Source organism: Amycolatopsis rifamycinica (assembly GCF_000695625.1).
Taxonomy (GTDB): Bacteria; Actinomycetota; Actinomycetes; order Mycobacteriales; family Pseudonocardiaceae; genus Amycolatopsis; species Amycolatopsis rifamycinica.
This window is the reverse complement of sequence record NZ_JMQI01000043.1, coordinates 113,079-126,406: the sequence shown is the minus strand read 5'-3', so window position 1 is coordinate 126,406 and position 13,328 is coordinate 113,079. Positions and strand designations below refer to the sequence as shown.

The window sequence follows — 13,328 nt, the reverse complement described above, 5'->3', positions numbered from 1 at the left end:
CCGGAAAAGGTGCGCGCACGCGCGAAGCGGGCCGGGATCCGAAGATCCCGGCCCGCTCCCGTGCCGGCTCAGGCCGCCCGTGGCACCGCGAACTGCGTGATGCACCGCAGCATGCTCGCCCGGAACGTCCGGACGAAGCCTTCCACCGTCCCGGTGTCCCGCGGGTTGTTCAGGAACGGCGCCAGCTTCCGCTCCACCTCCCGCACCCCCGGCTGCATCGCCATGAACCGCGCCACGGCGTCCAGATCGCCTTCGTACTCGATGAACCGGACCAGCGTCGCGTCCCGGATGAACACCGCCGTCGCCAGGATGCGGCCCCCGTCCGGGACCACCGCGGACTTCGGCCGCTGGAAGTCCGCGAAGACCTCCGCGACCTCGTCCTCGCAGCCGCTCTTGATGTCGTAGGTGATCGCGACGTACGGCATCAGCGGGCCTTCCGGCAGACGACCGCGGTCTCGAGGCCGTCGAACAGCGGGACCGTCGTCGTCGACGCGAAGCCGGCGTCGGAGGCGTACTTGCGGCAGTCCGCGATCGTGTACTCCGAGCCGCCCGGGGTCACCACCAGCAGGTTCAGGCAGCCCAGCAGCCCGACCTTGTTGACGCGGCGGTCGTCGTCGATCATCCGGTCGTAGATCACCACGATGCCGCCGGGGTTGACGGCCTCGTACGCGCGGCGCACCAGCGTCGCGCGCTCCTCGTCGTTCCAGTCGTGCAGGATGTGCCCGAAGATCAGCACGTCCGCCGGCGGGATCGGCTCGGTGAAGAAGTCGCCGACGACGAACCCGACGCGGCCGGTCGTGCCCTTGGCCGCCATGTGCTCGTGGAACAGTTCCGCGATCTCCGGGCGGTCGAACACGACGCCGTCCAGGTGGGGCTGGGCCTTCACCAGCGACGCCGACAGGTTGCCGCGTGCGCCGCCGACGTCGACGAACGTCTTGTGCTCGGCCCAGTTGATGCCCTCGGCCAGCTCGGTCGCGATGTGCGTGGTCCACGCGTCCATCGCGGCGATGAAGCTGCGCCGCTCCTCCATGTCCTCGTACAGCCGCTCGAAGTAGTCCGCGGTGTCCCAGCCGATGTACGGCTTGCCCGACCGCAGGCTCTCGGTGAGCCCGCCCCAGGCGCGGAACAGGTGCTTGCTGGCCTGCCGCATCCAGCCGCCGAGGAAGGTTTCCTTGTTCTCGTCGAGGAAGTAGCCGGTGGTGGCGGTGTTGCGGTACAGCCCGTCCTCGCGCTCCAGCAGGTCGAGGGCGACCAGCGCGTCCAGGAAGTCCCGCGACGACCGCGGGTGCAGCCGCAGCTTCTCCCGCAGCTGTTCCTCGGACGCCGAGCCGGCCCCGAGCGTGGTGAACAGGCCGATCTCGACGGCGGTCAGCAGCGTCTTGGCGGCCCAGAACGACGTTCCGAGCTCGATCAGCGGCCGCGCGTTGATCGCGGAGACCGTGCCCTGGTCAGCAGTGGTGGTCATGAACGGTGGTCCTTCCCTTGCGTGGAGTGATCAACAGGGGTCACCACTGCAGTGGCAGGGTGTCCGGCCGGGTGAAGGCACGGTTCGCGCTCCACCCGAGTTCGGCTGGCGGAACCGGCCCGACCCGGAACTCGCCGAAGTGGGTCAGCATCCGGTCCAGTGCGACGGTCAGCTCGACCCGGCCCAGGTGCGCGCCGAGGCAGTGGTGGATGCCGTGCCCGAAGGCCAGGTGCGGGTTGGGGGTGCGGGTCAGGTCGACCTCTCCGGCGGCGGCGAAGACGCTCTCGTCGCGGTTGGCGGAGTTGATGCACGGCAGCACCGCGTCGCCCGCCTTGATCCCGACACCGCCGATCTCCATGTCCTCCAGTGCGATCCGGATCGGCCCGACCCCGCCGCCCGCCTGCGAGTAGCGCAGCAGCTCGTCGACGGCGGCGGGCAGTTCGCCGCGGTGCTCGGCCAGCCGCCGGACCGCACCCGGCTGCTCGGTCAGCGTGAGCACGCCGTGCGCGATCTCCGACGTCGTCGCGTGGTAGCCCGCCATCAGCATGGTCTCGGCGAAGGCGAGCAGCTCCTCGGTGCTGAGCGAGTCGTCCTCGTCCCGCGCGGTGATGAGCACGGTCAGCAGGTCGTCGGCCGGGTTCCGCTGCTTGGCCGCGATGAGGTCCTCGAGGTACCGCCGCAGCTTCCCGGCGGCCGCGCCGACCTGCCCGGACGACCGGTGCCCGACGCTCAGCATGACGTCGGTCCAGCCGCGGAAGAGGTCGTGGTCGTCCTGCGGGACGCCGAGCATCTCGCAGATGACGGTGATCGGCAGCGGCTGCGCGAGGTGCTCGATCAGGTCGGCACCGGGCCCGGCCTCGACCATGCCGGTGACCATTTCCTCGGCCAGCTCCTCGACCCGCGGCCGCAGGTTCTCGACCTGCCGCGTCGTGAACACGCGCCCGACGAGCTTGCGCAGCCGGGTGTGCTCGGGCGGGTCCATCACGAAGATCGACTTGGACCCGGCCGCGACCGGCAGCAGCCGGGGCGCGTCCGGCCGGGTGATGGCCTCGCGGCTGAACCGCGGGTCGGCCAGCACCTTGCGGACGTCGGCGTGCTTGGTGACCAGCCAGACGGCGTGCCCGTTGGGCAGGGTCGCCCGCGCGACCGGCTCCTCGGCCCGCAGCCGCGCGTACTCCTCGGGCGGCAGGAGCGGATGGCTGCTGGTGAACGGGAACCGCAGCGTCTCGACGGCTTCTTGGGTCATCGGCGTCTCCAATAGAGGGTCCATTAAGGACGGTTGAGGACCGGCCCGGTCAGGGTTTCCAGCGCGGTGGCGACCTGCGACGGCGACGGCTGCGCCCGCATCTCCGCGGCGACCTCGCGGGCCGCGGTCCGCTGCGGCGCACCGGGTGCGACGAGCCGGGCGATGTGCTCACGCAGGACGTCGACGGTCGCGTCGGCCAGGCCGACGACGACCCCGGCGCCGCGCGCCCCGACCCGCGCCGAGTGCCCGGCGTGGTCGGGCAGCTGCGGCACCAGCAGCAGCGGGACGCCTTCGTGCAGCGAAGTGAGGATGCTGCTCGCGCCGCCGTGGCCGACCAGGAGGTCGCAGCCGGCCAGGATCGGCTGCAGCGGCTCGTCGACGAGCACGCGCACGTGCTTCGGCAGCGACCCGAGCAGCGGGCGCTGTGCCCGCGATACGGCGAGCACGACGTCGACGTCCAGGCCGGCGGTGGCCGCGACGACGCGGTCGACGAGGAACCGGCGCGGGTCGACCTTCGCGATCGTGTGGCCCCAGCTGACGCAGACCCGTGGCCGGTCGCGGCCGGTGCGGAACCCGCGCGGCGGCCGGGCGGGGCCGTTGACCGGGACGTACCGGATCGGCAGCCGCGGCGGCGTCCCCGGCACCTGCACGCTCGGCGGCACCGGGTCGACCGTCGCGCTGCCGCAGGCGTCGAAGGGCAGCCCGCCGAACCGGACGGCCAGCGGCGCGAACGCCTCGGCCAGCACCCCGCTCACGCGGCTGAGCAGGTCGGCGCCGTAGAGGTGCCGTACCGCGGGGATCCCGGCGGCCGCCGCGGCGAGCGGGCCGGCCAGCGCGGTCGGGTCGTAGACGACGACGTCGGCACGCCAGTCCCGGACCAGGTCGGTCAGATCGTCCACCATGGACTCGGCGTGCTCCAGCAGCAGCCGCACGGCACGCGGCTTCCCGCCGCGCGCCGGTACCGCGGCTCCGGGTACGGCCGGCAGCAGGTACTCCCGCACGATGCCCGCCGTGTCGACGTCGACGCCGACCCGCGCGGCGGTCAGCCCGGCCCGCCGGATGTCCCGCGCCAGGCCCGGCTGGCTGGCGAACAGCACTTCGTGGCCCGCGGCCCGGCACGCCCAGGCCAGCGGCGCCAGCGCGTACAGGTGCGTCGGCCAGGCCCACGTCGTGAACACCACCCGCATGTCCGTTCCTCCTCGCCGTCTCGGCGACGACCGTGGCACCGCGCGCTGAAGGCTCACTCGAACGACCGGTTCCCCAGCACGGATCGAGGCGCGGCGGCGACCATCGCGGCGGACCGGACCACCCACCAGACCGTGCTCGTCATCGGAGGAACGCCGTGCCACACACCGCACTGATCACCGGGGCCAACCGCGGGCTCGGCCTGGCCGTCGCCGCCGAGCTGGCCGATCGGGGACTCGACGTCGTCCTGACCGCGCGGGACTTCGACGCGGCCGCCAAGGCCGCGGCCGAGATCGGCACCGCCGCGCGGCCCTGCGAGCTGGACGTGACCGATCCGGCGAGCGTCGCGCGGGCCGCCGCCGAACTGACCGAAGTGGATGTCCTGGTGTGCAACGCCGGCGTCCTGCTCGATGGCGGCCACGAGCCGCTCACCGTGCCGCTGGAGCTGGTCGAGCGGACGCTGTCGGTGAACCTGCTCGGCGGCTGGCGGACCGCGCAGGCGTTCGTGCCCGCGATGGTGCGGCGTGGCTGGGGCCGCGTCGTGTTCCTCTCCAGCGCGACCGGGTCGTTCGAGCTGGGGCTATGGCTGGGCGCGCCGGCGTACTCGCTGTCGAAGACCGCGGTGAACGGCCTGACCACCATGCTGGCGCGGCAGACCGAAGGCACCGGCGTGCTGGTCAACGCCGTCAACCCCGGGCAGGTGCGCACCCGCATGGTGCCGAACGCGCCGCGCGGTCCCGAAGAGGCCGCCGTCGACATCGCCGACGTCGCGACCCTGCCGGACAACGGGCCGACGGGCGCGTTCCTGCGCTCGGGACAACGGATTCCGTGGTGAACCCCGAGGCTGGTTCGAGCCGCGCTACACCGGCGGCCCGGAGCATGAGCCGACCCGTACGACCACGTTGCCAGGAGGCGAGAACGTGCACCGCACCCTGATCGTCGCGAAGCTCAAGACCGACTCACCCGAACGGATCGCGGACGTCTTCGCCGAGTCCGACGCCACCGAACTGCCGCACATGGTCGGCGTCTCGCGGCGGACCCTGTTCAGCTTCCACGACCTGTACTTCCACCTCGTCGAGGCGGACCAGGACATCAACCCGAGCCTGTACCGGGCCCGCAGCAGCGCGCTCTACAACGACATCAACACCAAGCTCGCCGAGCTCGTCTCGCCGTACGACCCCGGCTGGAAGGAACCGAAGGACGCGATGGCGTCCCCCTTCTACGTCTGGACTCCCGAGGAAGGCCGCGTGCGATGACCACAGTGGACAAGGTGAAGGTCAACGTCTCCGAAGCCGTGCCGAACACCCGCCGCGGCGGGGACATCCGCGTGACGCTGAGCCCGAAGACGGTCGGCTCGACGTCCGGCTTCGGCGGGTTCCTCATCCTGGGGGCCGGCGAGCACGTCACCGAGCACTACCACCCGTACTCCGAGGAGTTCCTGCACGTCGTCGCGGGCGAGCTGGAGATGACGCTGGACGGCGTCGCGGTGCGGCTCGGGCCCGGCGACTCGCTGATCGTCCCGATCGGGACGCGGCACCGGCTGGTCAACGTCGGCGACGTCGAGGCGCGCGGGGTGTTCCACCTGTCGCCGCTGGCGCCGCGGCCGGAGCTGGGCCACGTCGACACCGAGCAGGTGCGGCAGCCCGACGCGCCGAACCCGGCGGTCGGGGGTGCTTCATGAGCCGGAGCGTCTCCATCACCGGGATCGGTGTGGTGGCGCCGGGCGGGGTCGGCCGGGAAGCGTTCTGGGACCTGCTGAGCGCCGGCCGCACGGCGACCCGCCGGATCAGCCTGTTCGACCCCTCGGGCTTCCGCTCGAAGATCGCGGCCGAAGTGGACTTCGACCCGAAGGCCGCGGGCCTGTCCGCCCAGCAGATCCGGCGGATGGACCGCGCGGCGCAGTTCGCCACGGTGTGCACGCGCGAGGCGGTGGCCGACAGCGGTGTCGACCTCTCGGCACTGGACCCGGGCCGGATCGCGGTGAGCATCGGCAGCGCGGTCGGCTGCACGATGGGGCTGGAGGAGGAGTACGCGGTCCTCGCCGACGAGGGCCGGAAGTGGCTGGTCGACCACACCTACGGCGTCCCGCACCTCTACGGCTACATGGTGCCGAGCACGCTGGCCGTCGAGGTGGCGTGGGAGGTCGCGGCCGAGGGCCCGACGGCGCTGGTGTCGACGGGCTGCACGTCCGGCCTGGACGCGGTCGGCCACGGCGTGGCCCTGATCGAGGAGGGCACGGCGGACGTCGTCCTCGCCGGCGCCACGGACGCGCCGCTGTCCCCGATCACCTCGGCGTGCTTCGACGCGATCCGCGCGACGTCGGCGAACAACGACGACGCCGAGCACGCGTCCCGGCCGTTCGACGCGCGGCGCGACGGGTTCGTGCTGGGTGAGGGGTCGGCGGTCCTGGTGCTCGAGGAGACGGGCGCGGCGCTGCGGCGCGGGGCCCGTGAGTACGCGCGGATCCTGGGCTTCGCCGGACGCAGCAACGCGTTCCACATGACCGGGCTGAAGCCGGACGGCCGCGAGATGGCGGAGGCGATCCGGGTGGCGCTGGACTCCGCCCGGGTGGCCCCCTCCGATGTGGACTACATCAACGCCCACGGCTCGGGCACGAAGCAGAACGACCGCCACGAGACGGCGGCGTTCAAGCGGAGCCTCGGGCAGCGGGCGTACGAGGTGCCGGTGAGTTCGATCAAGTCGATGATCGGCCATTCCCTGGGCGCGATCGGCTCGCTGGAGGTGGCCGCGTGCGCGCTGGCGATCGACCGCCAGGTGGTCCCGCCGACGGCGAACCTGCACGAAGCGGACCCGGAGTGCGACCTGGACTACGTCCCGCTGACCGCCCGCGACCACGAGATGGACGTGGTCTTGTCGGTGGGAAGCGGCTTCGGCGGCTTCCAGAGCGCGATGGTCCTGGGGCGGCCGGCCGCCTGAGGTGCCGGGGACGGGCGGTGGTGCGTGGGCGCCACCGCTCGTTCCCGTGCCCGCCGCCCGTGTCGTGCATTTCCGGCATCGGATGCGACTGAGGCCCCTTCGGTACCCCCTGGCCGCCCGGCCGGTGACCGGCCGCCCCTGCGGCAGGTTGGGCATTTCCCGCCCGGCGGCAATTCCCGTGCGGGTATCACCCGCGCGGGTCGACTTTCTGACGGCGTCCGGTCAGTCCCGCTCGGGATTCAGGTGCTCGATCAGGCGGGCGAGCTGGTCGGCGTAGTGCCTGACGAACTCCGGCGAGCCCGGATCCGTCTGCGCCAGGCCCTCGATGACGTGCGGCAGGGTCACCGGCGCCATCGCGGCCGCCATCAGCATGACCGTCAAACAGGCCGGATCCACCCATTCCGGTATCTTCCCGGACTTCTGCAGCTCGGCGACCTGCTCCACCGTGCCGCCGAGGCTGGCCGACCGGCGTGCGTGGTCCGGGTCGGTGTCCGGGCCGCCGTACTCGAGGCCCGACCACGCCATCAGGCGCATGCCTTCGCGGGAGCTCAGGACCTCCAGCACCATCCGGCGAAGCTGTTCCGACAGCGGGGTGCCCGGGGCGGCCAGCTCGATCTCGCGCTGGCCCCAGCCCTCCGAGATCGCCTGGTACAGGCCCTCTTTGCCGTCGAAGTAGTACGAGATCAACTGCTGGTTCACGCCCGCGCGCGCCGCGATCGCGGCGATCCGCGTGCCCGCGTAGCCGTGCGCCGCGAACTCCGCCACCGCCGCTTCCAGGATCAGCCGGCGGGTGCGGTCCGGGTCCCGCTGCCGTTCCTGCGGCTTAGGCGAACGACGGGGTTTCGACGACGCGGTCACACCAGCGACTATACATGCGCTCAACCGCCTCAACCGGCTGATCGACTTAATGAAACAGGTGGTTGACACAGTGAGGCAAGTCCCTGACTATGGTAGGTGACAGGAGGAGAGCAGCCCGGCAGCGGCGAAGCCCCAGCCCGGCAAGCGATCTTCCCGGCACCGTCCCACCGAGCAGTCCACACCGGAGCGTCCGACAAGGACGCTGCGCGGCGATCCCGAAGCGGAGAGCGCTTTCTTCGCGGCGTCGTGAATTGCTCTCCGGCATCGCGCAACACCGCCCCGAACGGCGAAGACGCCATTACGGGAAATCGATCCTCGCAGCCGCTCCGCGACATTTTCGCGTCGAGCTCCGTCCGCCGCGAGGTCTATTCTGCATTCACCTGGCGCCTCGCCGGGAAAACGTATGCACATTCCCGACGACGATCATCGCCTCACGACGGCGTGAACGTCATCGCTGGTCAGAATACTACAGGACGATCAGGTGAATTTTCCGGGAGCGAAAGCCGCCGTTCGGCACCTTCCCCCGTGCCCGGTTCGGCCAAAATGTGACCCGCGGTCACTAGAATGCACCTGGAGCTACGAAATCCTTGCGCGACAGGGCGACATTCCCAGCACGGCGTCAGCGCTCTGCTATTGTTCGTCCAGCGCACCAAGTCAAGGTGACTCCAGCTCGCTCCCGCTGTTTTACCCAGCACGGGGAGCCGGCAAACCTGGGGACTGGGGAAGCGGTGGCCATCCGACGGGGAGCGGACCTCGCCGCATTGAGACTTGGAGGATGCAGATGTTGTGCGTCAAGGTTCTCGGCCCGTTGGAGGTCATCCGCGACGGCGTCCCGATCACGCCGTCCGCGCCGAAGCTGCAGCGGGTGTTCAGCCTGCTCGCCGTGTCCGCCAACCACATCGTCCGGACCGAACAGCTCATCGAGGAGCTCTGGGAGGAGAACCCGCCGACCAGCGTCAAGACCACCCTGCAGACCTACGTCTACCAGCTGCGGAAGCTGCTGGAGCTGGACGCGGCACAGCGGCCGTCGGCCCGCGTGGGCCGCGAGGACGGGCAGCCCGTGCTGCTCACCCTCTCCGGCGGCTACATGCTCGCCGTGGACCGCGAAGCCCTGGACTCGAGCCACTTCGAGCGCCAGGCCACCCAGGGCTGGACCGAACTCGACGCCGGCGACCCCGAGGCCGCCTTCCACACGCTGGACGCGGCGCTGAAGCTGTGGCGCGGCTCGGCGCTGGCCGACCTCAACCCCGGTCCGGTGCTGCAGGCCGAGGTGCTGCGGCTCGACGAGATGCGCAAGAACGCGCTGGAACACCGCATCGACGCCGCCTTGCAGCTCGACCGGCACCAGGAGGTGCTGGGCGAGCTGACCCGGCTGGCGGCGCGGCAGCTGACGCACGAGGGCTTCCAGGCCAAGCTCATGCTGGCGCTCTACCGGTCCGGACGGCGGTCCGAGGCGCTGGGCGTCTACCAGCGCACGCGAACCGCCCTCGCGGACGAACTGGGCCTCGACCCGGGCGCGGAGCTACAGCGCATCCACCGCGCGGTACTGGCCGCGAACGGCAGCCTCGACGCCGACCCGGCCCGTGCCCGCCGCCGTCCGGCGCGGCGGGAGCCGCCGCGCCAGCTGCCGCCGGCGGGTCCCGGCCTGGTCGGCGTCGAGACGGAGCTGCACACGATCGTCACGGCCGTGACGACGCCCGGGCGGCGCGGCCCGGCGGTCGTCACGGTCGACGGGCCGCCGGGATCGGGAAAGACGGCCCTGTGCGTGCACGCCGGCCACGAGGTGCGCGAGGCGTACCCGGACGGGCAGTTCCACGCGAGCCTCGCCGACGCGGCCGGCCAGCCGGTCGACCCGGGCGCGGTGCTGGCCGGGTTCCTGCGCGCGATCGGCGTCCCGGACCACGGTATCGCCGGTTCGCTGGCGGAGCGCAGCACGCAGTTCCGCACGTGGACGGCCGAACGCCGCGTGCTGGTGGTGCTGGACGACGTCCTGGAGGAAAGCCAGCTGGCGCCGCTGCTGCCGGCCGGCCGCGAGTGCGGCGTCGTCGTGGCGAGCCGGGTGCAGCTGGCCCACCCGGCCGTGACGACGGTGGTGAGCCTGAGCCCGCTGGACGGCGCGGACAGCGTCCGGGTGCTGATGGACCTGGTCGGCCCGGAGCGGCTCAAGCAGGACCCGGAGGGGACGCGCACGCTGGCCGGCCGCTGCGACGGCCTCCCGCTGGCCCTGCACGCGGCGGCGAACCGGCTGAGGCAGCGTCCGCACTGGCCGGTCCGCCGGGCGGTCGACTGGGCCGAGACGGGCACGGACGACCCGTTCGACCTGCGCGCGAGCGTCTCGCTGACGTACAGCATCGCGACGCCGAAGGTCCGCTGGGCGTTCCGCGCGCTGAGCCTGTCCGACGCGCGGAGCCTGTCGCTCACGGACGCGTCGGCGGTGCTGAACCTCGACGGCTGCCTGGCGGAAACACTGCTGGACGACCTGGTGGGCCTGCACCTGCTGGAGTTCGAGCACGCGGCACGGCCCACCGACGAGCACCGCTACCGCATGCTGCCGAGCTTCCGGGCGATCGGCCGCCAGCTGCACCTGGAGGCGGAACTGCTGGGAGCGGACCGCGAGAACGACGAAACGGCCATGGCCACGACCGGCTGCCCGTCCCCCATCCGGGTCCCGGTCGCTCCCAACCGGGGTTGACCCCCAGCCTCCCCGGTAAAGAGCGCGCACCGCACCGAAGACCCCCCGGTGCGGTGCGCGCTCCGTTGTCCGGCCACGGCGAAGGCCGCCTTCCCCGAGCCGGGAAAGGCGGCCGCCGTGCGCGGACTCAGTCGATCCGCATCGAACCCCGCGCCATCCGGATCGACTCCTCCACCGCCGCCGTCCCGCGCCGGACGAGGTCGGCCTGGTACACCGCCAACCCCTCCGACAGCAACCCCGGCGCCGTCAGCGCCCGGCACAACGCCGCGGCATCCTGGGCGGCGACGTTCGCGCCCGCCCCGCCCGACAGCGGCATCGTGTGGACCGCGTCGCCGAGCGGCACCACCGGTCCCTGTCCCCACGGCCGGACCGGTACCGAAGCGCGCAACGCCAGCGCGTACGTCTCCGACGGCTCCACGTGCGCGAACAACCCGTGGAGGTCCGGGTGCCAGTCCGCCGTCCGGTTCCGCAGCACCTCCCGCAGCGCCGGCCCCGGCAGCTCGAACAGCACGTCGTCGGGCACGCCGAGGTCGTCGCGGTGCATGTTGAACACCGCCATGTAGTAGTCCTCCGCGCCGGCATCCGGCCGGAACTCCATCGGCAGCAACCCGAAGCTGACGTCCGCGCTGACGACCGACGTGAACCGGTCCCGCATGAACTCCGGCAGCCCGCCCTTGATCGCCCGCACCATCGGGATCCGCGTGACGATCGCGCGGACACCGAGATCCCGCGGCACGTCGGCCGGACGCCACGCCGCCCGGACCGCCGAGTCCGCCCCGTCCGCCGCCACCAGGACGTCGCCGTCGTCGGACGTCCCGTCGCGGAACCGCACCCGCACCCCGCCCGAAGACGTGAGCGAAACCGCGGCGAACTCCTTGCCGTACCGGACGAAGTCCACCCCGGCGAGGAGCACTTCGCGCAGGGTCCGGTGGTCGACGGCGTCGACGCGGTCGAGATCGCCGTCGTCCACGTCGTTGTGCTCCCACAGCCGCACCAGGTGCTCGTCGTAGGCGGCCATGCCCTTCGTGTACCGCATCGACGTCGCCACCAGTGCGTCGGACACCGGCGCCGGCAGGCATTCCCGGAACGCCCGCTCGCCCTCCGGCGTGATCCGCAGCCGGTGACGGCGGGCCGGGGACGCGTCGCGCTCGTACACCACGACGTCGACGCCCGCCTGCCGCAGCCCGTGCGCCAGGCACAGCCCGCCGATCCCGGCTCCGATGACGAGCACGCGCCGCGTCATCGGACGCCCGGTCCGGTGTACGCGCCGATGCTCGGGTCCACCCGTGGCACGCGGTAGCCGAAGTAGTCCCGCACGCCCGGGTTGGGCGCGCCGGCCGACAGCGCGGGCGAGCCGGTGCGCAACCGGTAGTCCCGGCCCGGCGCCGCGAAGCGCGGGTCGCCGATGACCGCGTGCGCGTCACCGGCCGGCACGCCGATGATGTTCTGGTACAGGTTGTGGTCGTAGACGCCGTACTGATCGCTGAACTGCGATCCGCCCGCGCGGCCGGCGAAGATGTTGTCGCTGAACTCCAGCGCGTTGGTCGTGTAGTTCATCAGCATCCGCTCGGCGTTGGGCGCGTGGATGGTGTTGCCGTACACCCGCATGTGCCCGGTCTCCAGGCAGATCGCCGTGATCACGCCGATCGGCGACGTCCCGCCGGAGAAGTCCGGGTAGTAGCCGTTGGAGAAGTCGTTCTCGCTGACGTTGTACCGGATCGTCGTGCGGTCCGTCGGCCGCCCGGCGTCGGCGCAGACCACCAGCATGCCGCCCTGGTTCTCGCGGCTGAGGTTGTACTCGAACACCGTGTCGAGGTTCGCGTGTTCGGTCATGAACGCGGCCGAAGGCAGCGGGCCGGAACCGTGGCCGTAGGAGACCTCGTTGTGGCGGAACACCGTGCCGTCGGAGTTGAACGCGCTCAGCGCGGCGGTGTACGACGGCGCCCGCTCGGCCCAGCCGCGGAAGACGTTGCCCTCGACGACCGCGTCGGTCGCGTTGTAGACGCCGACCGCGTCGCCGCCGATGTCCTCGCCGAGGTTGCCGGCGATGCGCACCCGGGTCAGCGCGACGTAGGTGGTGCCGCGGCCGCCGGGGTACTGCGCCCGCCGTTCCCAGTCGGACGACGTCGCGATGCCCTGCCGGTCGACGTGCCGGAGCGTGTTGCGCTCGACGACGACGTCGTCGAAGCCGCTCGGCGTCGTCGTGCCGCCCGCCTTGAACACGATGCCGCCGCTGACGGTCGGCGTGTGCGGGTTGCGGCAGTCGCAGCCGTTGACGTCGTGGACGTCGACGCCCGAGACGGCGATGTGGTGCGCGATGCCGAAGTCCTCCAGCAGCACGTAGACGCCGATGCGCAGCTCGGACTCGCCGGGCGGCGGGCCCTGGTCGGTCAGGTCGAGGTCGCGCAGCTCCCAGCCTTCGACGTTGTGCAGCAGCACCGCCGCGAGCGCGCCGTGGGCGTCGATGCCCGGCTTGGCGCCCGGCCCGTAGCCACCGGTGGTGATCGGCCGCGTGGGCGTGCCGGAGCCCTTCGGCGCGAACGTCCCGTCGCAGCGGGTCCCGCGTTTGAAGGTGATCCGGCTGCCGGGCGCGAAGGTCACGGAGTTCACCTTGGCCAGGGTCTTCCACGCCTGTGCGGCGCTGAGCCCGGACGCGGCGTCGCTGCCGCCGGCGCAGTCGACGTAGTACTGGGCCCCCCACCGGTTCGCGGTGTCGGCCAGCGCGGCCGGGGTACTGGCACCGGCGGCGGTCAGCACCGCGACGGCGAGGGTGAGCCTGCGAATCCACGCAGCGGTCATCGTGAATCCCTTCCTGGTTGCGGCGGGGTCACCCGGATGGTCACCACGCGTGCTCGGGCGGAACTCGGAACGGCCTGGATTCGCGGGACGCGCCAGCCGCGTTCGAGCCGGGTTGGATCGGCCGCTGCCACGGTGGGGAACCCTGA

Annotated in this window: 12 protein-coding genes; 5 read left to right on the top strand and 7 right to left on the bottom strand. The window is 72.0% G+C overall.

Annotation, left to right across the window (positions count from 1 at the left end; translation table 11 throughout):
• Nucleotides 1-68 precede the first annotated feature (68 nt).
• The 4 genes from DV20_RS20265 to DV20_RS20250 are packed head-to-tail and all read right to left on the bottom strand — an operon-like array spanning nucleotide 69 to nucleotide 3,898.
• Nucleotides 69-425 carry a SchA/CurD-like domain-containing protein gene (locus tag DV20_RS20265; RefSeq protein ID WP_043782518.1) on the bottom strand — a complete coding sequence of 119 codons (357 nt, stop codon included), beginning with the start codon at nucleotides 423-425 and terminating at the stop codon, nucleotides 69-71.
• The gene (locus DV20_RS20260; RefSeq protein WP_043782516.1) at nucleotides 425-1,465 is read right to left on the bottom strand and encodes a methyltransferase; all 1,041 of its coding nucleotides are present in this window, start codon (nucleotides 1,463-1,465) and stop codon (nucleotides 425-427) included. Before DV20_RS20260 ends, DV20_RS20265 begins: the two co-directional genes overlap by 1 nt.
• Before the next feature lie 40 nt (nucleotides 1,466-1,505).
• Nucleotides 1,506-2,711, bottom strand: a complete 1,206-nt coding sequence (locus DV20_RS20255) for a cytochrome P450 (protein WP_043782514.1) — start codon at nucleotides 2,709-2,711, stop codon at nucleotides 1,506-1,508.
• Nucleotides 2,712-2,734: 23 nt separating this feature from the next.
• Nucleotides 2,735-3,898, bottom strand: a complete 1,164-nt coding sequence (locus DV20_RS20250) for a nucleotide disphospho-sugar-binding domain-containing protein (protein ID WP_043782513.1) — start codon at nucleotides 3,896-3,898, stop codon at nucleotides 2,735-2,737.
• Between the two features lie 155 nt (nucleotides 3,899-4,053).
• On the opposite strand from DV20_RS20250, the gene DV20_RS20245 reads away from it, so the two are divergent.
• The 4 genes from DV20_RS20245 to DV20_RS20230 all read left to right on the top strand — a co-directional run bounded on the left by DV20_RS20245 (nucleotide 4,054) and on the right by DV20_RS20230 (nucleotide 6,833).
• Complete coding sequence (locus tag DV20_RS20245) at nucleotides 4,054-4,731, top strand: SDR family NAD(P)-dependent oxidoreductase (RefSeq protein WP_043782511.1); 678 nt, start codon at nucleotides 4,054-4,056, stop codon at nucleotides 4,729-4,731.
• A gap of 85 nt (nucleotides 4,732-4,816) precedes the next feature.
• Nucleotides 4,817-5,152: a TcmI family type II polyketide cyclase gene (locus DV20_RS20240; RefSeq protein ID WP_043782508.1), complete on the top strand. Its 336-nt coding sequence runs from the start codon at nucleotides 4,817-4,819 to the stop codon at nucleotides 5,150-5,152.
• Complete coding sequence (locus DV20_RS20235) at nucleotides 5,149-5,577, top strand: cupin domain-containing protein (protein WP_043782507.1); 429 nt, start codon at nucleotides 5,149-5,151, stop codon at nucleotides 5,575-5,577. The genes DV20_RS20240 and DV20_RS20235 overlap by 4 nt, the downstream gene beginning before the upstream one ends.
• Nucleotides 5,574-6,833, top strand: coding sequence for a beta-ketoacyl-[acyl-carrier-protein] synthase family protein (locus DV20_RS20230; protein ID WP_043782506.1), 1,260 nt, complete (start codon nucleotides 5,574-5,576; stop codon nucleotides 6,831-6,833). Before DV20_RS20235 ends, DV20_RS20230 begins: the two co-directional genes overlap by 4 nt.
• 222 nt (nucleotides 6,834-7,055) lie before the next feature.
• Here DV20_RS20230 and DV20_RS20225 read toward each other — a convergent pair whose 3' ends face one another.
• Nucleotides 7,056-7,691 carry a TetR/AcrR family transcriptional regulator gene (locus tag DV20_RS20225; protein WP_043782503.1) on the bottom strand — a complete coding sequence of 212 codons (636 nt, stop codon included), beginning with the start codon at nucleotides 7,689-7,691 and terminating at the stop codon, nucleotides 7,056-7,058.
• Between the two features lie 775 nt (nucleotides 7,692-8,466).
• On the opposite strand from DV20_RS20225, the gene DV20_RS20220 reads away from it, so the two are divergent.
• Nucleotides 8,467-10,383, top strand: coding sequence for an AfsR/SARP family transcriptional regulator (locus DV20_RS20220; RefSeq protein WP_084093574.1), 1,917 nt, complete (start codon nucleotides 8,467-8,469; stop codon nucleotides 10,381-10,383).
• A gap of 127 nt (nucleotides 10,384-10,510) precedes the next feature.
• Here DV20_RS20220 and DV20_RS20215 read toward each other — a convergent pair whose 3' ends face one another.
• Both DV20_RS20215 and DV20_RS20210 read right to left on the bottom strand, forming a co-directional pair.
• The gene (locus DV20_RS20215) at nucleotides 10,511-11,626 is read right to left on the bottom strand and encodes an FAD-dependent oxidoreductase (RefSeq protein WP_043782502.1); all 1,116 of its coding nucleotides are present in this window, start codon (nucleotides 11,624-11,626) and stop codon (nucleotides 10,511-10,513) included.
• The gene (locus DV20_RS20210; RefSeq protein WP_043782499.1) at nucleotides 11,623-13,182 is read right to left on the bottom strand and encodes a right-handed parallel beta-helix repeat-containing protein; all 1,560 of its coding nucleotides are present in this window, start codon (nucleotides 13,180-13,182) and stop codon (nucleotides 11,623-11,625) included. Before DV20_RS20210 ends, DV20_RS20215 begins: the two co-directional genes overlap by 4 nt.
• Nucleotides 13,183-13,328 lie beyond the last annotated feature (146 nt).